Source organism: Pasteurella oralis, assembly GCF_002850605.1.
Lineage (GTDB): Bacteria > Pseudomonadota > Gammaproteobacteria > Enterobacterales > Pasteurellaceae > Pasteurella > Pasteurella oralis.
In genome coordinates this window covers 156515-179858 of record NZ_NXGB01000002.1, presented here as the reverse complement: position 1 = coordinate 179858, position 23344 = coordinate 156515, and the positions used below count along the sequence as shown (strand labels likewise).

At 38.8% G+C, this 23344-nt stretch carries 22 protein-coding genes; all 22 read right to left on the bottom strand.

Going from position 1 to position 23344, the window contains the following annotated elements:
• Nucleotides 1-45: 45 nt before the first annotated feature.
• A complete protein-coding gene (locus tag C0975_RS03295; protein ID WP_101774973.1) occupies nucleotides 46-1044 on the bottom strand; it encodes a N4-gp56 family major capsid protein in 999 nt (332 codons plus the stop codon).
• A 30-nt stretch (nucleotides 1045-1074) separates the two neighbouring features.
• Complete coding sequence (locus C0975_RS03290) at nucleotides 1075-1953, bottom strand: hypothetical protein (RefSeq protein ID WP_101774972.1); 879 nt, start codon at nucleotides 1951-1953, stop codon at nucleotides 1075-1077.
• Nucleotides 1954-2038: 85 nt separating this feature from the next.
• On the bottom strand, nucleotides 2039-2212 hold the full coding sequence (locus C0975_RS11340) for a hypothetical protein (RefSeq protein WP_167383026.1): 174 nt from the start codon (nucleotides 2210-2212) through the stop codon (nucleotides 2039-2041).
• A 159-nt stretch (nucleotides 2213-2371) separates the two neighbouring features.
• Nucleotides 2372-10195 carry an LPD3 domain-containing protein gene (locus C0975_RS11470; RefSeq protein WP_101774971.1) on the bottom strand — a complete coding sequence of 2608 codons (7824 nt, stop codon included), beginning with the start codon at nucleotides 10193-10195 and terminating at the stop codon, nucleotides 2372-2374.
• A 62-nt stretch (nucleotides 10196-10257) separates the two neighbouring features.
• Nucleotides 10258-12441 carry a portal protein gene (locus C0975_RS03280; RefSeq protein WP_101774970.1) on the bottom strand — a complete coding sequence of 728 codons (2184 nt, stop codon included), beginning with the start codon at nucleotides 12439-12441 and terminating at the stop codon, nucleotides 10258-10260.
• Nucleotides 12442-12443: 2 nt separating this feature from the next.
• Complete coding sequence (locus C0975_RS03275) at nucleotides 12444-13976, bottom strand: TerL (RefSeq protein WP_425440149.1); 1533 nt, start codon at nucleotides 13974-13976, stop codon at nucleotides 12444-12446.
• Nucleotides 13948-14013, bottom strand: a complete 66-nt coding sequence (locus tag C0975_RS11730; protein WP_369678667.1) for a hypothetical protein — start codon at nucleotides 14011-14013, stop codon at nucleotides 13948-13950. The genes C0975_RS03275 and C0975_RS11730 overlap by 29 nt, the downstream gene beginning before the upstream one ends.
• Nucleotides 13985-14692, bottom strand: coding sequence for a terminase (locus C0975_RS03270; RefSeq protein WP_101774968.1), 708 nt, complete (start codon nucleotides 14690-14692; stop codon nucleotides 13985-13987). Before C0975_RS03270 ends, C0975_RS11730 begins: the two co-directional genes overlap by 29 nt.
• Before the next feature lie 43 nt (nucleotides 14693-14735).
• Entirely contained in the window at nucleotides 14736-14975 is a 240-nt protein-coding gene (locus C0975_RS03265; RefSeq protein ID WP_101774967.1) for a hypothetical protein, read from the bottom strand.
• Nucleotides 14976-14990: 15 nt separating this feature from the next.
• Nucleotides 14991-15272: an Rz1-like lysis system protein LysC gene (gene lysC / locus C0975_RS03260; protein ID WP_101774966.1), complete on the bottom strand. Its 282-nt coding sequence runs from the start codon at nucleotides 15270-15272 to the stop codon at nucleotides 14991-14993.
• Nucleotides 15178-15531, bottom strand: coding sequence for a DUF2570 family protein (locus tag C0975_RS03255; RefSeq protein WP_101775164.1), 354 nt, complete (start codon nucleotides 15529-15531; stop codon nucleotides 15178-15180). The genes lysC and C0975_RS03255 overlap by 95 nt, the downstream gene beginning before the upstream one ends.
• A complete protein-coding gene (locus tag C0975_RS03250; protein WP_101774965.1) occupies nucleotides 15491-15904 on the bottom strand; it encodes a M15 family metallopeptidase in 414 nt (137 codons plus the stop codon). Before C0975_RS03250 ends, C0975_RS03255 begins: the two co-directional genes overlap by 41 nt.
• Complete coding sequence (locus C0975_RS03245; protein WP_101774964.1) at nucleotides 15897-16241, bottom strand: phage holin, lambda family; 345 nt, start codon at nucleotides 16239-16241, stop codon at nucleotides 15897-15899. Before C0975_RS03245 ends, C0975_RS03250 begins: the two co-directional genes overlap by 8 nt.
• A gap of 130 nt (nucleotides 16242-16371) precedes the next feature.
• Complete coding sequence (locus C0975_RS03240; protein ID WP_101774963.1) at nucleotides 16372-16890, bottom strand: phage antirepressor N-terminal domain-containing protein; 519 nt, start codon at nucleotides 16888-16890, stop codon at nucleotides 16372-16374.
• Nucleotides 16891-17113: 223 nt separating this feature from the next.
• Entirely contained in the window at nucleotides 17114-17416 is a 303-nt protein-coding gene (locus tag C0975_RS03235; RefSeq protein WP_101774962.1) for a hypothetical protein, read from the bottom strand.
• 291 nt (nucleotides 17417-17707) lie between these two features.
• Nucleotides 17708-18397 (bottom strand): hypothetical protein, encoded by a 690-nt coding sequence (locus C0975_RS03225; protein ID WP_101774960.1) that lies wholly within the window; start codon nucleotides 18395-18397, stop codon nucleotides 17708-17710.
• The gene (locus C0975_RS03220; protein ID WP_101774959.1) at nucleotides 18398-19000 is read right to left on the bottom strand and encodes a recombination protein NinG; all 603 of its coding nucleotides are present in this window, start codon (nucleotides 18998-19000) and stop codon (nucleotides 18398-18400) included.
• A gap of 75 nt (nucleotides 19001-19075) precedes the next feature.
• Nucleotides 19076-19726 (bottom strand): metallophosphoesterase, encoded by a 651-nt coding sequence (locus C0975_RS03215; protein ID WP_101774958.1) that lies wholly within the window; start codon nucleotides 19724-19726, stop codon nucleotides 19076-19078.
• 121 nt (nucleotides 19727-19847) lie between these two features.
• The gene (locus C0975_RS03210; RefSeq protein WP_101774957.1) at nucleotides 19848-20483 is read right to left on the bottom strand and encodes a DUF1367 family protein; all 636 of its coding nucleotides are present in this window, start codon (nucleotides 20481-20483) and stop codon (nucleotides 19848-19850) included.
• Between the two features lie 2 nt (nucleotides 20484-20485).
• Entirely contained in the window at nucleotides 20486-21025 is a 540-nt protein-coding gene (locus C0975_RS03205; protein ID WP_101774956.1) for an MT-A70 family methyltransferase, read from the bottom strand.
• Nucleotides 21022-22386: a replicative DNA helicase gene (locus C0975_RS03200; protein ID WP_101774955.1), complete on the bottom strand. Its 1365-nt coding sequence runs from the start codon at nucleotides 22384-22386 to the stop codon at nucleotides 21022-21024. The genes C0975_RS03205 and C0975_RS03200 overlap by 4 nt, the downstream gene beginning before the upstream one ends.
• The gene (locus C0975_RS03195; RefSeq protein ID WP_101774954.1) at nucleotides 22383-23246 is read right to left on the bottom strand and encodes a DNA replication protein; all 864 of its coding nucleotides are present in this window, start codon (nucleotides 23244-23246) and stop codon (nucleotides 22383-22385) included. The genes C0975_RS03200 and C0975_RS03195 overlap by 4 nt, the downstream gene beginning before the upstream one ends.
• Nucleotides 23247-23344: the final 98 nt, after the last annotated feature.

Below are 23344 nucleotides of genomic sequence, written 5' to 3'. Positions count from 1 at the left end.
TCCTCTAAAAAAATACCCCATAACAAAACGTCATGGGGCGGTTGGTTAAAGTGCCGTTGTAGCAGCTTCAATACGAGTTAGCCACGCTTCATTTAAGATTTTGGCAGCGTGCCAAGCGATCCAGCCTACTGAGCCTCTTTGCCCTAATGGGTTCCCCTCTTCTGCCTTGCCAGGATTGCGGATTTTCATTTGCGCAGACTCCTTACCTTTCAGCGGACAAACTGCGAATGCGTCTTGTCCAAAAACGACAATTTTATAAACGTCAGCGTTTGAACCATTAGTGGATACCACTTTGCCACCTGGTGCCGCACCAGCGTTAGCGGTAGGAGTGAACAAAGGTGAGGTAATGAAGCGCACATTTTCAACCGTTCCTAGCTCTTGTGGTGAAATTGGAGAGCGAGAGCCATACGCAGCCACAGGGGTGAAGTTTGGCAAGTTGCGGATATCCGACTCTAAATCAGTGTGGCATACTGCAATATAAGAAGCCTCAATTGGCTTAGTGCCATATTTGATAGAACCATCTAAGATAGATGTTTTCTTCTTAGCGCGATTTTTCTGTAACTTACGTACGGCAGCACGAATATGGTTAATGCTTAACGGATCTTTAACAGCATTCGTCTGTGTACCTGTTGTGTAAATCACGTTTGTACCACTACTAATTGCTCCCCAAGTAATCATTTCCATTGTTTCTGCTGCCTGTTCACCAGAAAGCATAGTGAGATCTCTTAATACAGGGTCTTCGTGCGTATCTTGAATAACGTCAGTAATTTCAGTCCAAGCACCATACTGTTTTAATTGCACTTCCACATCTTCATAAGCCATTTTTTGTGCCGCTGGAGCAACACCCTCAGTCAATGCAGTTGTAGCAGGTGCAAAAGGTGTAGGGCGACGGAATTTAATCGTCTGTGATTTGTGTTGAGGGATTGGTTTTGTTTGTCCAAGTTTGGACAGCACCAAGATTGGCTCTGCATGAGCCAACATGTTTGCATCTGCGTAAACCTGAGTACGAGGTGAAATATCGGTGTATTTAGTGGTATTAGCCATAATTTAATTTCCTTAATCTGATGAACTTAATTAACGAAATCGCTGCTTGTCTAATTGAGCTGCGATCTGATCAAATAAAGCACTCTCATCAATTTCCTCACCACCTTTAGGCGTGTTGCGACCTGTTGGGAGTGTTGTTGCAGAAAGTTGTTGAGCTTGCTTGGCTCTGCGTTCAGCATTTGCGGAAATGGCGTTTTTGTATTCTTTAAGGAGATAAACTGCATCGTTTGGATCACTCGAGGAAAACATTGACTGAATACCTGGTGTTTGTTGGCTTAACCAAGCAGAAAATTGTGGATCTGCCAAGATTTGTTCGGCATCAGGGATTAATTGAGTGACGTAATGAATACCTTGCTCTAACTCTTGTTGAGCTAGATCGCGCATATTTGATTCGGCAATGCTGTTGAGAGGTTTTGAAATATCTTCAATACGCTGATTTTGGTGAGCCAAAAGCTTGTCAAAGACGGCAGCGACTTCTGGATAATCTTCTCGTAACTGATTTAATTCCTCAGTAAACTGCGGTTTACTTTGCTGTTTTAACTGCTCAATCTCAGCTAACAGGCGTTCGTTTTCAGCCTGCTTTTGTTGATATTTCTTGTTCAACGCACCAACACGACCAATTTGTGAACGGGCGTTTTGTTGGTAGCGTTTTTTATCTGCTTCCAAATTGCGGAAATTTTCTTTCACTTCATCTGAGGCATTAGCTAACCACTCAGGGAGATCGTCTATCACATCCTCTTTTTGAGTTTGCTCTTGACTATCTTCACGCTGATCAGGCGTGTCCTTTATGGGTTCTTCTGCGTCTGACGGCTTTTCAGTAGCAGTAAGTTCACCAGAAGTTTCAAGAGATTGAGCGGCTTCTTCAAAAGCGGCATCTGCATCAAATTCTTGGTGTTCTTGATTTTCCATTTATTACTCCTAAAGCGGCATAAGCGGCTTGTGTAATTGGTTGAAATAAAAAACCGCACTTGATTGCTCAAAGTGCGGTCGCGAATTAGTTAAGTTTTAATGTTGATATAAGGGATTGAAGCTCTCTTACTTGCCCGCGCAAAATATCGTATTGCTGTTGCGTTAATCCCTCTTGACATAAATCTTGCTGATATTCTGATATACGTTTTTCAAAAAATGTTTTCAATTCTCGTTTATCAGCTTCATTTAAAGTCGTCATATTTTGCCCATTAAAAAAGCCCAGTCCGTTAAGACTAGGCTTGTAGATTTAGTACTCCCGACGGGAGTAAATTTTGTGCAATAAAAAAGCCAAAAAGTAATTAGTTACAATTTGGCTATTTTGGGAAATCTTACTGCAAAAATAATAAGAAGTCAAGTATTAATGTGTATTTAGCCCTTCCATTCTTCTGTATTGTGTTAATATTTTACGCTGTAGCTTATCCATAGACTGATTGTATTTTTTAATTCGGCTTTCGTAAGTCGTGGAGCTAATCTTACCTTCACGCAATTGGCGAGTAAGTTTAGCTTTCTCACTTCTTAGTTCACCCATTGCTTTGGCATTCTTCTCGTGGAATTTAATTAGTTTTTTGCGTTCAGGCGTTAACCAACCATTAAGCTGTTTATTCTCTTTTCGATAAGCATACTCTTTGAAAACTGATTGCGCCTCTTCGCTCGCCTCATAGTATCGGCTTTGTACTGCAAACTCATTACCTGCACCGTAAAGTTGATTAAGAAATGGTGTGCGAGTATTTCTACCCAATTGTTCACGATTTGGGTTATCAATAAAAATTGTGTTTAATTCTCTTAGAGAACCAAGCATTGCACTATAGCCATCAAATAGATTCTTGATTTGCTCTGGGTGCATATCAATACCAGTTGCTTGTTGCATATCAATTGCTAAATCCTTCCAGAATTGCGCAGTGGTTGATTTAGACTGTTCCGCTTTTAATTTGTCTTCACGCACAAAATTGGTTGTGATTTTATTACCAAATGCGGAACGATTAATAACATTTTGCATTAATGGCTGAAGAATGCTTGGTGTTGCTGTGAGTGCTAATTTCTCTAGTGGATACTTAGCTGCGGAAATCTCTGATGGTGAAACTGGTGCAAATGTTTTCATTGAGTGAGAAAGCATATTTACACCAGCCTCTACAAATGAAATATCACTCACTGTTCCTTTCACAAGATTAGTAGCAAAGTTCCATGCCATTTGTGGCATACCAAAACCGACTGGCATTTTGAAGTAATCACCATTTCCAATTGGAATCGGAATAAAGCGAGTAATATCACCAAGTTGATCCATTTTATTTCCGCCTTCATCTTCATCATCCATTGAACGTAAGACGGTATAAAGTGCGGTCATGCCAGCAATATAAGTTAAGAATCGCATTTGTCCCTTACGGGTAGATAAATATCTAATCAAGTTAGCTGCACCCATTACTGTTGGTTGTGAAAAGAGATAAAGTGCTTTAATCCCTTTCATCTTAGACCCAGTCTTACGGAAGTTAGTTAGCTCCAATGTGATTGCAGCAGCCTGCTTGCTATCCACACCATTATCAATCAGTGATTTATACGCAGCTAACGCTGATACGGTATCAAACATTTTATTGTAAGATTCTAAAACACCAGCTACTTTGTCTAATTTACTTGCGACAGGATTGTTTTCACGCTTTAGCTTTTTGATTAAATCCGTTTCCGTTCTATCAAGATAAGTGCCATAGTTAGAAACGCCACCGTTTTTCAACAACTCTTTTAGTAGACGTTCGCTTTCTACGCTATCTCTTAATTCTTGACCAAAGCCAAAGCGTTTTGTCGCTTGCCAAACTTCTTGGCTTGGATTAAGTGCATTATTCCATACACCACGACCAATCCGATCCATTATCTTGCTATCAAACTGCTTGCCGTCTTTATCATGAACCTTTTGCACTCGGATGAATTCTGATTTTTCCCAAGTATCACGTAGCATATTGATTGGCGCGAATGTTAGCGTCCACTGTGTTACACCTCTTGCATACCAGCTTGTAGGCTTGGAAATCGCTTTAAGGAATGCGTTAGCATATTCTACGTTATCATTTTTAAGTGCATTCATCGCTTTTTCTGGTAGCTCATATTCATAATACAAACCACCTTGTTTTGCGATTAATACATTATCACTACTACGCGTTAGACCTTGCATTCTACGCTTACTGATACCAATATTTTTGCTTGCTTGTTCTCTAGCGTCTTTCTCGGTATAGCCTTTATCTTTTAACAGACTTACTTCTGTTTCAAACAAATCATCGATCTTGTTCTTAAAATCAGACCAACCGGCATAAGTTGTCGTTTTCCCTACTGCTTTCCATACTGCATCAATCGCATCTTCTGCCTCGGATGATGTGCGACCTTTTAATGATCTATCTTTCGTAATATTTAAAGCGTTAGACCCAGTGCCACCAATAAAATCAAAGTCGTCCGCTTCCGCATTTGGATCGCCTGTTAATGGCACATAATGGCGATTTTCTTTAAATTTATTGTACTCATCAGTCGTGTATCGACCGCTACGGTAATCAATCTCAAGACGTGCCTGGTTTAAATCTGTAATTAAATCACCAATGTGTTCTAACTCACTGCGAGGGATATCCTTTTCAATATTACGCATGATTTCTTGCGCTTCTGGAATGGACCACCCACCAGCAACACCAACCTTAAAATTCTTATTGTTGAAATCTTTATTCCATACATCAGATCTTCTTGTTAGATATTGTTTTTCTGCTTTATCAAAAGCTTTTTGTGCTTCTCTTACTTCATCAGTTGTGCCGTTTGCTTTAGCATCATTTAATGCTTTTTCAGCGTCTAACATTGCCTGTTTATCAATCTTCAATAGCTCCATATTTTTTTCAATGGAATATCGTGCTGATACCCAGAATCCAGCTTTGCGTTTAGCGGTTTCTTCGTTGATTTTACTATTTGATTGTTTGGCGATTTGAGCGATTTTAGAAAGAATTGGTTTGAGGAAGTTGGTTTCTAGTTCAGAATTTAATGCATCACGTTTACCTTTTGCGGTGTACATCGCATCTTTTAGTCTGCGTTTCTCGTGATCGCGGCTAGATGTTTTTCCTGTATCATCACTGAATTTCATTTCATCAATCCAGTCATTAACAGGACGTAAGCTATCCGCTAGCCATTCATCCAATTTCGCCGCTCCTTTGCCTGCAACTTCCTTGAATTTTTGGCGTGAAGTAAAGATATTCCACCATTTAGGCTCTGACTCAATATTACCTCCACGAGATAATTCTAAGACTGAGGCATTATTAAAGGTGTTACTTCTTGAGAATTTCATACCTTGAGTTTCAGTCATTTTTCTTTTACTTTCCGCTATAATTTCTGACAGCTGAGCTCTATAGTTTGATAAAACACGCTTAAAAGGATGAAAGTCACTAATTTCTACACCACTATTCTCAAGTCTTGAAATAAGTTCTTCCTGCTCTAAAATATCCCTTTTCAATTCTTTTTCAGCTTTGGTTATTTTTCTTCTTGGTTTTTTGTTTGATTCGCCATCTTTTTTTGGTTTATGCTCTAGTCTTTTTACAACCGCAGGTATTGGTAGATCATACTTATTCACAACGTGCTTGACTGCCTCAATCCAATCCCCATTGGAGTGCTCTATTGCACTCTTACCCCAAGAGTTATTCACAGCACCACGTGGAGAAACATCAAAATCCGCCTGACTATAATAGCTAGGCAGAGCGTGATCTGACACTCTTATCTTGTATTCTAATGGATCACCAAACTCATCTACATGATTAGGAATCTCTACTGTGACATATTCAGAATTTAATGCCATTGAAGAATTTCGCCACGCACGGACTCCAATGCTCTCAAATGCTCTTTTAATTTTATCAGCATCACTTTCATAAGCATTCTTTGAGAGCCTTAAATAAGGTTGTTCTGCTTTATTTGGATCGAAATCAGCATAGATAGAACGAACACCGTTACCCGGTAGTAATGCGACTGATATTCCATTCTCATCATTCATCTGAGTGCCATAAGGTACGCCATTTGGGTGCTGCCCCCCCATATCATTCTGAATTGTGAAGATGCCACCTAAATTCCCTTTATTACCAATTTTCTCAATAGGCTCTTTTTCTTGTGTAGCGTGGCGATAGTAGTAATCCGTGTTATAACCTTGCTCTTTTGCTCTCTCTAAGTTCTTTATTGAGTCTTCATCAATAACAGTGTCTGCTTTAACATTCAGGGCTTCATTTATAGAGTGCACCTCACCACTATGGTCAAAAAGGATAATTTGATCATCAGTTGCCACGTCTTGCGTTTTAAATGGCGAGATATTACGCCTTGCTTCTTCGTTAAACACAGATCGCCATTGCGCATTTCTTGCTTCAACTTCGCCTGCTGTTCGTTCATACGCTTCTAACGGGGAGAGATTCTGTAGATCGCGTTCCCTAAATTGGCTAGGAGAGGCACCTTTGGCAAAGTTTTCACGCTCTTGAATAGCGTGTTGTAGCTCATGAATAAAGGTTGTTTTGAGATGTTTTACAGGAAGATGAGGCTCAACAGCAATAAATTCTTTACCTTGTGCAATAGGGCTGTAATAGGCATCCGCCCCATATTGCATTCTCATATCATACTGGACCTCTATTTTCGCTAAATCAGGGTAGGCTTGGAATAAATCAGGTGCATCAAATATATCTCCTACTACCGGTTGTCTTCCTGTAACCTCCTTCAAAGTCATAATTACATCAAACGCCCTTGCTTTCTCATCAAATTCCCCTTTCAGTTTTATAGACCTGTCATCAATCTCAAACCGCCATTTTCCGTCCGCACCTTTAAACCAACCTGTTTGTTGACGAACCACTTCAGGGTCTGCACCATTTTCTATCTCTTGTTTAGCCTGTTTAAGTAAAGAATGATTAGCTGTTTTGGCGGTTTCCCCTGCAAAAGAATGCTTCATGTTAACACTGTTTTTAGTTCGAACTTCACCACCCGCATTTCTCTTAATGTCGCTTAATAATTTAATCAAATCATCATGACTAAATTTATCCGCTGTTTCTTTACCAAATAATTTTGCAATAAACTCACGGATTCTTTGTGCTGTCATTTCTAGCCAAGATTTAAGTCCTTTCTCATGTCCTTTTGGAATCTCAATTCCATAGCGACTTTTAAGTTCATCTAGCTTACCCGTTACATAAGCCGCGTGTAACTCGGCTAATGCCTCCTCTACTGCTAAGTGGCGATTCTGTGCTGTTTCTGAACGCTGTTTTTGGATGGCGTTCGCAAGTTTATTAATCGTACTGTTTTTATCAATCTTCGCCATGAGATCATTAAACTCTGCACCAAATTTAACCCCTAATCCCCTGTGCGCCAACTCGTGCCAAGCAACCCAAGCTAAACGCTCATCACGAGTTAAAACGTTACTTGCTCGGATATTATCTGCAACAATGAATATTTTACCTGTCTTAGGATTGTAGCCAGCCTCTACCGTTGGATCTGTAATACCTATTTCAGTAGCAGTCACCACTTCAAAATGTTTGGATAGGTGCTTGCCGACGAATCGTTTGATTTGGTTGTGAGTTTGCTCCCGTTCTGCATTTTGTTGTTGCAGAATTTGCAATAGGCGTTTATCATTGACATCAGGTAAAGGCGACGAGCTAGAAATCTCCGCAGTTGATACGCGAGAGGTCATTTCTAACAAGTTGCCTTTTTCTATTTTAGTCAACTTATGATCGTAGTATTTATCCCCAGTCGTTGATACGCCAACAACAGCTCTTACAGTGTAGTCTTCTCCACCAATTTTTAAGCCTGCTAGATAATATTCATACTCTTTAACATCAGGATTTTTTCTGACTTCTTCATTTGGCAATGTATCTATGTAAACTGCATTTTCGATAATTTGTGGAATTGCAGCGATACTTTGCAAATGCTCCACATCTTTATAATCGTGACGTAAAATTTCTGTAATGCTAGCACGTCCAATATGGATTTCTCTGCCAGTATCTTTGTTGGTATAAGCCCCACGCAACAACTTGCCATACTTCAACGCATTGCGTTTATATTGACGTAAGTCATCGCTTGATTGGATTTCATTCCCTGTAATCTCAATCGGTTTTGCTTGACGTAGTTTTTCTAAGCGGTCAGGTTTTTGGAGGGCTTTGGAAAAGCGAATGTCAGCATTGCTATGATCAAACGCCCCCGTGTTGTTAGTGGCGGATTTGATTTGGTTGGGTTCAAAAACAACATTCTCTAATCTATTTGGATATGAAACACCATCATACCCATTATCTTTGATTGCGCTTGTCAAAGAACTTGAATAAGGTTGGTAAACTTTAAAATCAGCATTTGGTGTAAAGGAAAACATTCCATCATCAATACCTAGATGTTTGGAAAGTGTTTCGCCTGAATCAAACTTGAGTGGGTCAAATGGTTGACGAGAATTTAAGAAGCTCTCCGTAACATTAGAACCGTAGTTCATTGAAACAAGATCTTTATTTGGCGAGAAGTAAAAGCCTTTTCCTCTCATGCCATTATCTGTTGTTGTACCAATTTTATTTTTATCGAATACAGTAAACTCCGCATTACTCCCATGATAAACCACCAGTGGTTCACCTGTTCTTGGATTAATAACTTTACTTGCGTTTTCAGGATCGCTCTCCCAATCACCAAACCACGCTTTAAATTCAGGTGTGCGGACTTGTACCCATTGGCGATAACTCAATTCTGTTTTACCGTCTTTCACTGCTTGTTGATATGCTTCTTGTCCACCTAATCTGTTTTCTGTTTCATAGAAAGATGGTATTTCTTGTTGCGAACGACTTAGTTTTAAATCACCACTTTCTTCTGAAAGTGCATTCAGATCATCATTGATATCATCCGCTTGATTATCCTCTTGCTGTTTTTGCATTCTCATTTGTTCGGCAACCACATTCGCTCGTTGATTCATTGCATTTGCTCGTTGAATGTTTATCACCAAATCATCAACATCATTCGCCCATTGGTTTATATTATCCGTATAGCGTTGCAATTGCGCATCAATTTCTGGATTGCCTGTTTCGATTGCATCAACAATGCGCTTACGCTCTTTGCTCATTGTGTTTTTGTGAGTGATTGTATCAATACCACCCGTCACACCACCAAATACACTGCCAAGCACCATGCCATCAGCAATATTCTGTTTCATTCCTTCTGTTAATTCACGACTTGGATCGTAATATTCTTGTGCTGTTTTATTAATTGCATATTGTTCTGCTGCACCCTGCACCCCCTCCGTTGTTGATTCAAGTAATGCACCTTTAAGTAATCCACCTTTGATTGTTTGACCCGGTTTCGCTAGACCCCATAGACCACCACCAAGACCGCTGAAAGAATTTGATACAATATCAGTCGCAATTGCTGCTGGGTCTAACGCGGCAGTACGCCCAACTTGATTTTTAAAAGACTGCTTGGCTTGTTCAAATAATTCTTCATGCGTTAAGTTTTGACCCTTTGGACTTTCTTTAAGTCCCCAATAAGCCTGTTTGAAACCCTCTAAATTAGCCAATTCCTGATTACTCATCTGTCCCACTTCGTCATAGACCTGACTAGCGCGTCCACCAGCAGACATCGCAGACATAACAGCAGTAACCCCCATTGCGCGTTGTAAATGTTGTGGCACACCTCTTTTGGCAGCTTCTTTTACTGCAACTTCGCCAACTTGCTCCGCAACTTCTTTCGTTAAATATTTTCCTGCAACCTTACCTGTTGTTTTTATACCTTCTGTTAAAAGCTTGCCCGATCCCAGTGTTACTATTGTATCTAATTGCTCACCCAGCAAAGCTCCTAGATTACCAGCCCACCAATATGCATTAAGTGCCCCTCTGCCTTCGCCCGTCTCTTCATCGAATCCGTCAAAAGCACTTTGCCCTAACGCCTCTTGCATTCTTGTTGACATGGTAGCCATGTTTTCATCTGCACCACGAGCAGCCCAATCTGCTGCTTTATTAAGCCAATCACTATCTAATGCTACGCCTAATCCGCGTGCCAAATGACTTGCGCCACGCCACACTCCCATTTGAAAACTATCAACAGCATCACCCATAAAGCCTTGCTCTTCTGCTCTTGGTGCCTCGCTGGCAAAAATCGGCGTTGAATCAGAAACCTGTGATTCTTTGTTACCAAATACAGTTTTCTGCATATATTGATATTCGTCATTTGAGAGTTTGAATGCTGACATGTTTATTTCCTTTTCTTTGGGCATAAAAAAAGACCTTTCGGTCTATCTTCTTTCTCTTACTATTAATCTAATCCAATGTTGTTACGCACTTCGGTTTCTGGCACTGGCGTTTGTTTAAGTTGAACTTCTGTCTTAAACTTCGCCATATCAACCGCCTGTCTTCCGCTTTCTTTCTGAATATCAGCGGAGATTCGAGCGGTGTTGAGCTCTCTATCGAGATCGAGTTTAGCTTGTGAGGATTGCTGGTGAGTTTGGATTTCTAGTAGCTTAATCTCTAGCTCTTTTTCTTTAATTGCCACTTTCATCTGCTCTAACTGCAATTGATGTTGGATTTTCATTTGCTCTAATTGCATTTCGTGCTGTTGTTTCTGTTGCGCTAACTGCATTTGCATTTGTGCTTTTAGAATTTCTGGATCTTGCGGTTGCTCACTCTCAGACTGTTGTATTTGTTGTAATTTCTGCTCATATTCATCTTTCGGAATAAGCATCGTCTGAGTCCCCATGCTCATAGATTGCATTAGTGTTTTCGCGCCGTCGTACCAATCGAAAGCGTGCATTAATTGTGGGTGCTGTCCAAATTTTTGGAAAATATCAATAATTTGTGCGGTTTGTGTTTCTTTCACAAGTAATGCAGATGTGCCACGTGCAACCACTTGCATATCGCCTTTTACATCATTGTCCTCACTCATTACCATATTGTATTCGTAGAAACGTCTGATTAGCGGTTTTGTGACTGCGTCATCCCACTCTTTAACTTGCCGTCTGCGCACTGCATTAGCTGCGTTCATCAACATAGACATTCCACCAAGCGTTGGTGTCACCTGTCCTTGCTCACCTTGCGCAATCATTGGTAAGCCACTTTCTTCATCCATAAATGACTTAGAAAGTTGGATGATGTTAGAAAACTCTTGCTGTCGACTGTCAAAGCTAAACACCCCAAAGGCTCTTTGCGTTTCAAACTGAGCGTTAGCTGTTGCTCTGTCGGCTGTTAGCCAAATTTTGTTCGGTGTAATTTCCCAGTTATTATCTGCTGGCTGTAATACAGAATTATTCACTACAATTTGCGATCCAATTGTCATAACACTGTTATCAATCATCCCACGCCAAGCTGTATTTAGGATTTCTTGCGCGTCACGACATAGATAAGGAATACCAAAACCAAATACACACGCCACATCAGGCTCGCATGTATAGACAGAATATGGGAATTCAGATGTGTTAATTGGATTTAAGTTGACGCTTAAAATCTTTCCATTTCCAGACATAACGATAATGCCATCAATTTCTGCGCCACTTTCTTTTTGTGCATCTGTGATTTTGAGCTGTTCACCACTTTCTAGCTCTTGGACCGCTTGTTCAAGCACTGATACGGGAATACCGCCGTGATATGTCCACACTTCATAGCGTTTGTCATTTGTTGCCTTTTCTAATCCAGATAATGTGCGCAATGTATCTAAATAACCATCCATATCAGAACTAGAGGTGTGTGTTTCTTTTGCTTCTGTTTCGATTAATTCTTTAATAGTTTCTTCAAAATAGTAAGGATTATTAATTAATACCTGTAAGTGTTTTTTAGTGAGATAAGAGCGCTCAAACACGAACTGGCACTCTTTCAAGTTGGGTGCGGTCATGTCTGGTACAAAGTCCCACGGTAAGACGGCTTTCACAGACGGCTTGTTTTTAATTGAAGAATTAGCTGACCAATTCCCCAAGCCATCATCTTTCCAGCTTCTTTCTTCGACTGTTTCAAGGACTGGACCTCGTAAAACACCAGTGCCAAGCACTGCGGCATAATGTAAAGCCAAACGTGCTTCTGCTGCGTAATCGCATTCTAATAATTGATCATCAATAAGCCTTTCCATTTTCTCTGCACGCTCTTTTGCATCTAGCATAATTTGACGTGCATTTTGGATTTGTTGCATTTGCATTGGGTCTTGAGAGTCTGGTTGTTTAGCAATATTAGCAATAGACGGCACGGGTGTTGGTGAAATACCATAGTTTTTATCATCACTCGGAAATAGCATATCTGTCATTTGAGCAGACCATGCGTCGGTTTTCGATCTCGTATAACCCACAAATACTTTTGATTTATTTGTGCTAGATTGCTTTTCATATTGATTGCGATATTGATGCATATCAGTTACCCATCGTTGAACTATGGGTTGGCGTTGTTTGATTTGCTCCATTAATCGGCTTTGTAGCGTTTGCCCAAAGCTTTCTACTGCATTTACAAATTGTTCTGACATTTCTAATATCCTGTTTTCGAGCTGATTGGATTATGTGATTTGACGTTGATGATTTGTTGTTTGAACATTGTTGGCATTGCGCCTAAACATAAATATTGGTTTGCATCGTGTGGATGTGAATAGCGGTTTTTATCTGGCGTTTCTGTGTATTTTTCTTCACCACTCACGTTTAATTGACGGTATGCGTAGCCCGTTTCATAACCTTTAATGAGTGTTTTGCAGTGTGGGCTAATTAGCATTGCTGGTTGCCCTTTACCCACCAATCGAGACAACCACCAACGCACTGCTTCTAATCGTGCAGTTGTGTTGTTGGTATCTGCTGGGCGAGCTTTAAAACCGTATTTTTCTAATATCTCAAAGCATGTTCTTTCGTCTGTTTGTGCTCGTTGCACACCCGCAGGATCGCCAATTACATACACATCACATTCCGCATATTTACTTTGAATAAGCGGTGATAATTGCTCTGTGATAAACCGCTCGATCCCCATTCCAGTCGCTACCACCTCATCAATAATTCTAAGCTGTCCAATTGGTGCTATCTGACCAATAATCGCGGCTGGAGTAAGACCAAAATCCAAACCAATAAATGTTTCCCACGATCTGACTGGGACAAGCTTCTCTTTTGAAACGTGTAATTCTTTGTTGAAATGATCTATAAACACTGATTTTCCTGTTTGTACTGTTGCAAACTCATTACAGATGCGTGATTTAATCCAGTTTAACGTTTTGCCCTGAATGTTATCGAACCAGTACTCATATTGTTTTTTGTGATTCTCAACGTTCTCAGCAAGCGGATTAGCAACAAAGCGACGACCTTTATAATCAACAAACAAACCTTGTTTAATAAAGGCTTTTACTTCCTTACTTAAACTGTCATGAGGGATGCCTGTGACATCAATTAACGCACCTGGTTGCGTGATAAATTCCCAATTGGATGGCTTTAACGGCTCGCCTGTTTCTTCATCAACTCCGCATTCAAACTCATACCACCAATGGTCATCATCAGGTGAATTTGTGTCCATAATCATTCCTGACCATGTTGCACCAACACCCTCTTTCATAGATGGATAACGACCCGTACGACTCACCGCTTCGTTAACTATAGCTAACGGCATAAATTGAGCTTCATTGATCCAAACGCCCGTTAATTCCAATGACATTAATTTGTCGATATCTTTCGGCTTATCGAGTGAAAGAAAGAAGAACTCTGCCTCAACAATTGTCTTACCGTCAGGATGTGGAATTCTCATTATTCCAATAATTGGAGAGTCGTATTTAATCGGACAAATACTTTGTGGAATCCAATCTTGGAATGTCTTAATTACAGTCCCCTTTAGCTGCGGATAAGTGTTTCTGATACAAGCCCAGCGTGTTTTTCTAATGCCTTCGGCATTTGGTTCTTGATTTAGGCTTATTTGGAACATCTTCATTACGCAACCAACTGATTTCCCACTACCGATGGGACCACGAATAGCAAGCACGAACGGATTTAAGCGATGGATTTTCTTAAACGTCGCTGATGCTTTGTAGTTGATTTGCATTATTAGAATTCGATGTTGTAAACGACTGAATCTTTAAGTCCGCGAGATTTCGTTTTAATCTCTTGCTCAAGCTTATCTACTTCAACAAGTGTTTTTCTCGTCTGCGCTTTTCTATATTCAATTTGGCTTTTGATATTGAGAATGGTGTTATCCGTGTAATTTAATGCTTCAATTCTTCCAACCGCACGCTCTAGTGCATTATCTGCCGAGTCAATAATCTTTGAATAAGATTCTTTTTCCTCTGCTGTTTCTGCCTCTTCTAAAAGTGCGGTGAATTTCTCAATACTCTTAACTGCGCTCACTGCTCTTTGTCGCATTAAGTCAATTTCGTCTTTTAAACTGAAATCTTTAACAATGCCAAAATCAGAATCATCCTTAAAATAACAAGAATAGCCACCGTGAATTTTTGGTCTACCACCCTTGTTCGCAGTTTTTTGCGCACTTTCTACTTCGCTTTTCGCAATTTCGCAGTTTGATTCGCAGTTTTCGCTGTAATCTTTTGATTTTTCTTGTTTTTCTGTGTTCGCAGTTTCGCAATTTACTTCGCACTTTTCTGTTTGCTCAAAAACAGTTTCAGGCTTTTTTATATAGCGTTTCGCAGTTGCGAGATTTAGTCCTTTTTTAGCGCACCAGTCTTTCACAGATATACCAGTTTTGGCATTTGCTCTGATATATTCTATTTGTAGTGCTTTCCAATTAATTCTTGCCATAAACAATATATAAAAAAGCCCGAGTTAATCGGGCAATAAACTGTTAAACTCCGTAAGTAATGGCTTTTACAGCCCACATTTGAGCGTCAATGATTCGCTTTTCTGCTTCATCAAGAAACATCTCTTTTTCTACATTCAGTGTGCCGCATTGTTGCGCTATTTTTCTGCACTCTTCAAGTTGATCTATTGCTGCTGCAAAATATTTTTTGCATTCATGTACATCATCTCTATTTTCGACATTGAATGTAATTCCCACTAGCTTTTTACCTTTTGTTTGCTCCATTTGTTTTCTCCAAGATTAGTTTTGTGCATTTTCTGTTTGCCATTCACGAATCTTATCAACTCGATTTAAGCAAACATCTCTTTCACGTTTAAGAATGACAGCGTATTTAGCAACTTCCCCATACGTCTGCCCTGTGAATCCTGTTTTATCTAAATGAGCGAGTAATGCTGACGGGATATGCGGACATACTTGTACTACTGGCTTACTTGCGCAAGAAGTCAACAATGCTGCGAGGAGCGTTGCTGTTATAACTGCTAGAAGTCTTTTCTTGTTCTGATATGCTTTTGATAACTTCATAAGATTTACTCCGTGATTCACTTTCTAATCTGCTGATTTCAAGTGTGAGTTGTCTGTTTATTTCTTCTTGATGTTTAAGCTTTTTGATACTTTCGCTCTGTTGAGAAATGATTTGGGCTTGAATGGTGTTTCTGGCTTTTAAGTTAGAAATAGATTGGAACTGGAACCACAACGCGACACACAAGCCCAAAATCGTTACGATAAGCCATGTGTTTGGCTTACGGATAAACTGAGCGATGAAGCTCAAAATGTGGACCATCATAAAATTTCTCGTCTTCTGATTTACCATTTTCATTCCAGTCACCACCCCAGCGAATAGTGACATTTAGTTCTTTCGCTGCGGCAAACATTGCCTTAGCAATCTCTTTAAAGGCGTTTTTATCCTCCCAAGAAATGCGTCCAAACACCAACGGGGCTAAATCCACAGCGTGACCCGTTAAGTGGCGGCTATTCATTGTCTTAGTCGCACCTTTGGCTAAGAGTTCTTTTTGTCGTTGCTTTGTACGAACACCTTCGATTACTGCAAAATCTACCGCGCTTTTTGTGAGTGCTAGACGAACGACTTTTACTAGCTCTGGTTTAACACCAACAAGACATTGCTCACTGCGCTTACCAAATTTAAAGTTATTCATATCCACCACCAATTGAACTGTTATCAACTTTTTTATTAATGAATTTAAATAAAAACTCTCGGATCTTTTCTGTCCCAATAAACCCAATCATAGTTCCAATGAATTGGGAATATTCAGAATGTCCAAAGAAATGACTTCCTGCTGATATAGTTGCATATGCCAGAGAGGCGCAGAGTGTTGCATCAAGTAATTTATGGAAGACAGATATCTTTTTGCGCATAAACCCTATGCGCAGAACAGAAACAAAAATGGCAGAAAAAACACCTTGAATCGTATTAGCGTTGAGCATAATAAAATTCCAAATAATTGCCCAAACATCAGGACTTTTCTCAGGCATAAACATTTCCTTACATGCTTTTTAGGGGTAATAAAAAACCCCAAACACTGCGAATGTTTGGAGTTTGTTTTCTTGGAGTATGCTTCAAATATTGGTAATAACAAAAAGGCATGGTTGTTATGACCATGCCTTAAATTCCTAGGAGTAAATCCATTTGCTGAATCGCTGCAAACTCTCGCTCAAGTTCAGCTTTTTCTTTTTTGCATTCGTTTAACGCCTTTCCTTTTTGGCTAGATCGCATTTTGTAATCTGCCATTTTAGCTTGCCAAGCCTCTGTTTTATTTTTCACTTCATCTCGACGAGCAATACCTGTTGTCCAATAATCCCATAAAGCAAGGAAACATTCTTCTTGGTAGTTTTCTAAACGTTCTTTTAAATCTGAACGCACTTTATTTGGGTTGATTGAGAACAGCCAACCATTTAATTTCTTGATTGGCATACACAACATTTCACGATTTTTCCCATCTTGGGCAACTGTGGTGATATGACCACAGTTGAATTTGGCACTTTGTTCAACCAATTTCTTATGTTGAACTTTCCAGTCCAACCCAATCCCTAAAACAATTTCACGCATTGCTACATAAGCAATACCATTGTTATCAATTAATGTAATTTCTTGACCTAAAAATTCTGTTTTTAATGCTTGCATAAAGATGCTCCTGTTAAATTTTGAGTAATAAAAAACCCCGACCATTTCTGATCGAGGTTGTTTGTTGCCCACAACGTTCCTACCTTTCGGCTTAGTATCTACCAATTTAAAGATGTTTAAGGAATTTTAGACATAAAAAAAGCCAAAAAGTAATTAGTTACAATTTGGCTATTTTGGGAAATCTTACTGCAAAATCAGAAAAAAGTCAAATTCTGGATTAAGCTTATTCATAAATACATTGTGATATTGCGCCTCTTAACTGAGAATTGCTTTTGCTTTTCAATCTCGCACAATTACATATCTTTTTAGAGAATGCATCCAGTTGAGCGTAGTCAACCTTATCCCCTTTCCGCTTTGCCATTTCAATAAAAGCATCTTTAAAGTGTATTTCACAGGTATTAGCAGTTAGTTCATTTAGTCCTTTTGGCTTTTCTGGAAATATTGAACCGTGGCTAATGAAGTTGAAAATCATTCCTACAACTAATGCAATGCCAAGTAGTGATAAAAAACTTTTTAGATATCTCATTATTCTAATTTTGCCCTACAAAAACGGTATTTATCTATAACTATAGAGACTTCACTAGGTGTATGTTTATATTCATTTAAGCATCGATTAAATGGCGTAACAGATGAATAATAATTAGATAGGGAGTAAGCTATACTCGCTATAATTATTGCGACACTTATTACAAAAGCAGACATAAATATTGGGTTTTTAAACATGTCTTTCATAAAAAACTCCATAAACAGGTTAATATTTACTCTAATTTACAGGGTTTTATTAATGATTCCTAGTGTAAGATTTTTAATTTGTGATCTAATCCTCTATTTCTTTTTTTAATCTATCCTTAATCGCAGTTTCAGCTTTACTCATTTCACGATAACAAAGCTGTTCAAACTCAATAAGTTTTGATTCATCGCAATCTACAAGTTTTCTTATCATGTTAATATTAGCAATCAGCCTCCCCTTGCCGCTACAAGAAGGACATTGTGTTTTTTGTACTCTTCCGATCTCACCAGTGCCGCGACAACGAGGGCACATGTTTGATTTTCTTAAATCATTAAATTCACGAATACGAATTTGACGCGCCTCAATGCTGTTTTTTTCTAGATTATTCTCTTTTACTATCTTATTTGCTCTTTCTGCTGCTTTAATGTGTGAAAACTGCGAGCGTAAATGTCGATTTCTGAGTGATTTTAGGTGCTTTATCTGCGTTGGTAAAGGAATATTTGAAATGATATCAACAACGTAATTTAAGCCTGTTTTTTCGCTTTCTGTAAGCGATGGATACATCTGATTAATACACTCCGAGATAGCCTTTCTGGAATCACTATCGTTTGTATATTTCGCAAAAAGTAAATGATAGCCCAGTATACTTCCTCTCTCTGCTTGATTAATAATTGAGATAATCTGCTCACGCTCAAGACCGCCAAACCAGCGATTTTTTATCTCAATACTTGCGCATTTTGGATGTATCATATTAATTAGTAACTCAATAGCTCTCATTTAAAACCCCTTGCGCTTTTCCAACATTCTGCTTTTCTTATTGAAGATTTTTTTAATTCGTCTCAAGTCATCTTTTGAGTAATGTCTTGGTCTTTGGTCTGCTTCTATTTGCTCGACTTTTTCAATACCTAGACGTTCAATTAAGCCAATTCTGAATTGATGATAATTCCCTCCTAGGTGATGATTGCATTTCTTGCATTGACCATGAATGTTTAACGTATAGAATCTTAAGTGTGGCGCACTGCCTCGACTGCGATAATGACCAGCATCAAATCCACCACCCAATTGCTCCGCTACAAGCGATTCCCCGCACGAAATACAACACTTATTTCTATCTCTTAGTCGGATGTACTTATTAACTGCACTTTGTGTTTCAGAGAGTAATTTTGTTGTAGTTTTCATTCTCTCTTTAGTTTCTTTAACGCGTTTTTTCTCTTCCCTTTCGCGTTTTTTGGCTGCTTTTTCTTTCTCTTTTTCTAATCGCTGTCTTGCTAACTTAACGCCACATTCTGGGCTGCACCATTGCACATTAAAAAAATTAGTTTGGAATTTTTCGCCACAGATTTTGCATTTGCGATTTAATGGCTTTGTTTTTTTAGTCATAGAAAATCACCCATTAACAAACAGCCCAAAAACAACATTCCTAGTGATACTATTACAATTAAAAAATCGTCCATATTACTTAACCATAATGATCGTTAGATTTCCGTTAAATACAGCACCAGTGTCAATGTAGAAACGATTTCCCATCTGCTCTGGCTCTCTCATTGGTGTATGCCCAAAAACGAACATATCAGCACCATCAATTGAAATATGGCTATCATTTTCAACACGATCTCGGTTCCAGATAACACCTTTATTGCTTATTTCTTTTCCATATTCATATTCGTTATGTGGATAGTCTGCGTGAGCAATAACAATCTTCTTTTCACCAACGGACAGCTCAATAATTAACGGTAACTCTTTGCATTGTTTAATTAGTTTTTCAGCCTTTTGTTTTTGAATTGGATCGAGTTCAAAATACCAACTTCCACCGTTATACAACCATGCGTAAAGTGACTGTCTATTTCCCTCTAATCCATTAATGGCTAATTGTTCGTGGTTTCCTCTTACTGCTTCGAACCAGTCAAAATTAATCAATTCTAGGCATTTGATGTTTTCAGGACCTCTATCAATCAAATCACCAACAGAAATGAGTAAGTCATTCACAAAATCAAAACCTGTTTTTTCTAATTCATTAACAAGTAAGTCATATGACCCATGTAGATCGCCAACAATAAAAATTTTCTTGTATTTACTTCCGTCAATTTTTTTATAAATTTCTGTCATTATTTACCTCCAAGGGGGTGATCTTATTTTTACTATTTTGACTCACCATAAAAATTAAAAACCTGTATAATCAATAACTTAAAACTAGAAAATAAGTAAAGCCTATTGATCTTATTTTCGCTTAAACAAATCCTATTAATTGATTAACCTTGTTTTCTAACTGCCATTCATTTTCGTAAACGTGGCAAAGTGTTTCATTCCAGATAACACCAAACACTCCTTTGTAAACCTCGTTAAATTTTTCCTGCGGCATATTCGCAAATGATATAGACCAGCGTTCTTTCATGGTTCCCCCATCTTGCGATGGCTTGACATCAAAAAAACCAGCACGTTTCATTACGTGATTAAGGTATGCTTCAAGTGTTTTCATTCCCTCGTAGTCCAGCTTGTTTTCACGATTTTTACGTACTCTTGCCAGCACCCCATCAGCAATAGGCTTGGTTACGTTTTGGTAAAGATTTTCATCATTTGCAGCTACAGCAATTTCTTTTGCTACTGCTTGCGCTATCCACTCTTCAGCTTCCGTTAAAACACTAAATTCTGGTTGCCAATACTCAAATCCAGCATCAAGAAGTGCGAAAAATTTTTTGTGATGTTGATAATTACGATTGCTTGAAATTGGAGTTATTTTTACAGCACTCCCAATAGGTAAGCTTTTTAATAAAGTGCGGTCGTAGTCTGTTTCTGCCACGACTGCGCCATTGGCGTATTTAACTGCGTGAATAACGGTTTTTGTTTTAGCTTTAGAACTTGCCATAGCTAAACCTCATTCCCCCACACGTCCCAACCATCAGTCGTGTTACGTGCGAATAATTCAATGCGCGGCAAATCACCCATCAATTCAACGATTTTTTCACGCACAACATCTGGCTTTTTGCTGTGATGTTGAATTGGCTCAACGATTAATTGACTAACTTTATTGCTGACTCGGCTAGGTTTTCCTTTTGTTGCAATCAAGCAGCATTCCGTATTTCCACGGGTCCATCGACCAAGACCAAAAAAGAACGTATCTTTGTTTTTCTTGTTTGTTTTTAACCACTGAAAACCAATCGTTTTATATTTAAATCCCCACGCCTCAATAAGTCTTAACCCCTCTGCTAACATTGGGTATGTCACCCAGAGAAATAAAACGCAGTTTTTATCAGCTATTTCGTTTACTGGCATTTCGCAAATATCTTTAATATTCATTGTTTGATAATGATTTTCAGCACTGCCGTTACAGCCTTTATCGCTATATCTCCACGGTGGATCAGCGTAGATAATTTGATATTTTTTATTCATGTTGAATTGAATACTCATGCAGCACCTCTGCGAGCATAATTCTTAAATTCCATCTGCTGTGCTGGTTTTTCATTAGCAAATTGATATGCCAACGCTTGATCGCAATCTACAAAATGCCCTTTATCAAACTTCATATAAGCCGTTCCAAGTTCACCAAAACGATTCTTAGTAATAATGGCTTCTGAATAATCGTTGTCGCTATCTTTTTTGTATGCCTTTTCTCTGTAAAGCATAATGATTTGGCTGGCATCCTGTTCGATTGAACCACTATCTCTTAAATCAGAGTTTTGAGGACGCTTATCACTACGAGAATCAACCTCACGGTTTAACTGACTTAGTAAGATGATTGGCACATTAAAGTTCTTGGCGAACGTTTTAAGCGTACTTAATGAATCCTCAATTAATTGGCTTTTGTTAGCATTTTTAAGCGATCCGTGATTCATTAATCCAAGATAGTCAATACAGATTGCTGAAAGTGGTCCTGTATTGCTTAAATGATTTTCTGTAATAGATACAATCTCATTTGCTGATAAACCACCACGATCGACAAAGTAAATGCGGTGATCTTTGATTTTTCCTAGCCCATCACCTACACGACCAAATTCAGTTTGATCCATGCTATTTGGATTGCGGAGCTTTCTGACTGGAACATTTGCATTAGCGCTTAAAATACGGTCCATCAATTGTTGATTTGCCATTTCTAAGCTAAAAAATAAAACTGCACCTTTTTGTTCTGCAATATTACGAGTGAGCGTTAGAGCAAACTCAGTTTTACCCATACCTGGACGACCAGCAATTACAACAATATCAGTCGGATTAATGCCACCTAAAATGTTATCTACAGCCTCAATGCCTGTATGAAGAAGTCTTGAGTTGAAATCTTGTTTGCTGCGTTTTTCTAAAACATCGATATATTCATCAACTAACTCCCCCATTACGATAGGCTTAACTTCAACTTTGCTGCTTAAAAGCTTTTGCATTTCAGAAAGTGCTTTTTCTGTAATTTTTTCTGCCTGTTCATCTCTTGCTTGAGATAGTTTTGCTGCCATTTCAAGCATGGTTTTTTGTGCAGTGCGATTAACCCAAAATGACCGTACTTTATACGCATAACCAGTAAGATTCGCGGGTGTAATTGTGTTTTTCACAATTTCTGCCAAGTTGGCGAAGTCTTCGCCGAAATCTTGATGCAATAAAATAATATCGATCACGTTATCTTTGCGTGCTTGTTTGCGAATGTTGTTATACATTGAACCAAGTTGATAAGTGGCAAACATTTCAGGTTCTAACCATGTCATCACTTCACGAGCTTGAGCAGTTAATCCACCAGCAAGAAATGAACCAATTAAACTGTATTCAAGGTCATACGTTGTGTTTTTCATAGCGATCCCTCGATTGTTTTATCCATGATTTTTTCACTCAAGATATACTCAAAATCAGCACGCCAACCACGTTCGTTCTCACCAAAGTAAAAAGACCTTGCCGACTTCATAAAATCCAAGAAATAATTTTTAAATGTTTCTGCATCACAAGAGCCAAAGCGTTTTTTCATCACTGTGGCAAGTATTTTGATTTTGCGTTTTCTTGCTTGACTAAGGTTTTCAGGGTCTGCAAGTGACGGTAGATTTTTACCAGTTTCAGCTACACATTGGTTGTACGCTTTTCCAATTCCCACATAGTCGATATTCAGTGAACGTTGTTTTTTATTTTCAGCAACTGGCACACCATCAGCGTTAGCTGATTCACCCTTAGGGGGTAAGGGGGTATTTTCTTGTGTATAGATCTCTTTATTCTTATGGTTATTGGTATGGTCATTTTGACCACATGACATCTGGTCATTTTGACTATATCGATCATCCCATTTTGACCTCATGGATGAACCGTTTTGGTCACATCGCATTTGGTCATTTTGACTAGTCAATTCTTCAATTTTTTCATAAGCAATTGAGTACCATTTTGTTTTATCCATTTTCATTTTGTTCAATTTGTTTGTAGATAAAACCAAACCTATTTCTTCAAGTTTTTTAATGGTTCTTTGTATTGTTTTTTTAGACCAAAAAGGAAATACTTCACACCATTCATCAATAGTGTTATATATCCAAGTACGGTCTTCGTATTTGTGCTTGCTGATATTGAGAAAATAATGCAATTGCTGAACAAAGATCGCCTCGTTCAAACCGATCAAAGTGGCAAGACTAGGGATAACTTGTAATGGTTGTTCATTAATTAATAGCTTGCTCATCCTCTACCTCTCCACTCTGTTTATCTTCTGCCTGATAGTCCCAACGCTCTAATAATCCATCTACACAATATTCTAGTAATTCATCCACCCGAACAGGT

Bases quoted from the DNA above. Each gene is read 5' to 3' on its own strand.
- C0975_RS03250 (WP_101774965.1), bottom strand. From the start codon at position 15,904: ATGAATAACTTTAAATTTGGTAAGCGCAGTGAGCAATGTCTTGTTGGT.
- C0975_RS03240 (WP_101774963.1), bottom strand. From the start codon at position 16,890: ATGCAAGCATTAAAAACAGAATTTTTAGGTCAAGAAATTACATTAATT.
- C0975_RS03280 (WP_101774970.1), bottom strand. From the start codon at position 12,441: ATGTCAGAACAATTTGTAAATGCAGTAGAAAGCTTTGGGCAAACGCTA.
- C0975_RS03210 (WP_101774957.1), bottom strand. From the start codon at position 20,483: ATGGCAAGTTCTAAAGCTAAAACAAAAACCGTTATTCACGCAGTTAAA.
- C0975_RS11470 (WP_101774971.1), bottom strand. From the start codon at position 10,195: ATGTCAGCATTCAAACTCTCAAATGACGAATATCAATATATGCAGAAA.
- C0975_RS03255 (WP_101775164.1), bottom strand. From the start codon at position 15,531: ATGGTCCACATTTTGAGCTTCATCGCTCAGTTTATCCGTAAGCCAAAC.
- C0975_RS03265 (WP_101774967.1), bottom strand. From the start codon at position 14,975: ATGGAGCAAACAAAAGGTAAAAAGCTAGTGGGAATTACATTCAATGTC.
- C0975_RS03295 (WP_101774973.1), bottom strand. From the start codon at position 1,044: ATGGCTAATACCACTAAATACACCGATATTTCACCTCGTACTCAGGTT.
- C0975_RS03245 (WP_101774964.1), bottom strand. From the start codon at position 16,241: ATGCCTGAGAAAAGTCCTGATGTTTGGGCAATTATTTGGAATTTTATT.
- C0975_RS03220 (WP_101774959.1), bottom strand. From the start codon at position 19,000: ATGACTAAAAAAACAAAGCCATTAAATCGCAAATGCAAAATCTGTGGC.
- C0975_RS11340 (WP_167383026.1), bottom strand. From the start codon at position 2,212: ATGACGACTTTAAATGAAGCTGATAAACGAGAATTGAAAACATTTTTT.
- C0975_RS03200 (WP_101774955.1), bottom strand. From the start codon at position 22,386: ATGAAAAACACAACGTATGACCTTGAATACAGTTTAATTGGTTCATTT.
- C0975_RS03205 (WP_101774956.1), bottom strand. From the start codon at position 21,025: ATGAGTATTCAATTCAACATGAATAAAAAATATCAAATTATCTACGCT.
- C0975_RS03235 (WP_101774962.1), bottom strand. From the start codon at position 17,416: ATGAGATATCTAAAAAGTTTTTTATCACTACTTGGCATTGCATTAGTT.
- C0975_RS03290 (WP_101774972.1), bottom strand. From the start codon at position 1,953: ATGGAAAATCAAGAACACCAAGAATTTGATGCAGATGCCGCTTTTGAA.
- C0975_RS03225 (WP_101774960.1), bottom strand. From the start codon at position 18,397: ATGAGAGCTATTGAGTTACTAATTAATATGATACATCCAAAATGCGCA.
- C0975_RS03195 (WP_101774954.1), bottom strand. From the start codon at position 23,246: ATGAGCAAGCTATTAATTAATGAACAACCATTACAAGTTATCCCTAGT.
- lysC (WP_101774966.1), bottom strand. From the start codon at position 15,272: ATGAAGTTATCAAAAGCATATCAGAACAAGAAAAGACTTCTAGCAGTT.
- C0975_RS03270 (WP_101774968.1), bottom strand. From the start codon at position 14,692: ATGGCAAGAATTAATTGGAAAGCACTACAAATAGAATATATCAGAGCA.
- C0975_RS03215 (WP_101774958.1), bottom strand. From the start codon at position 19,726: ATGACAGAAATTTATAAAAAAATTGACGGAAGTAAATACAAGAAAATT.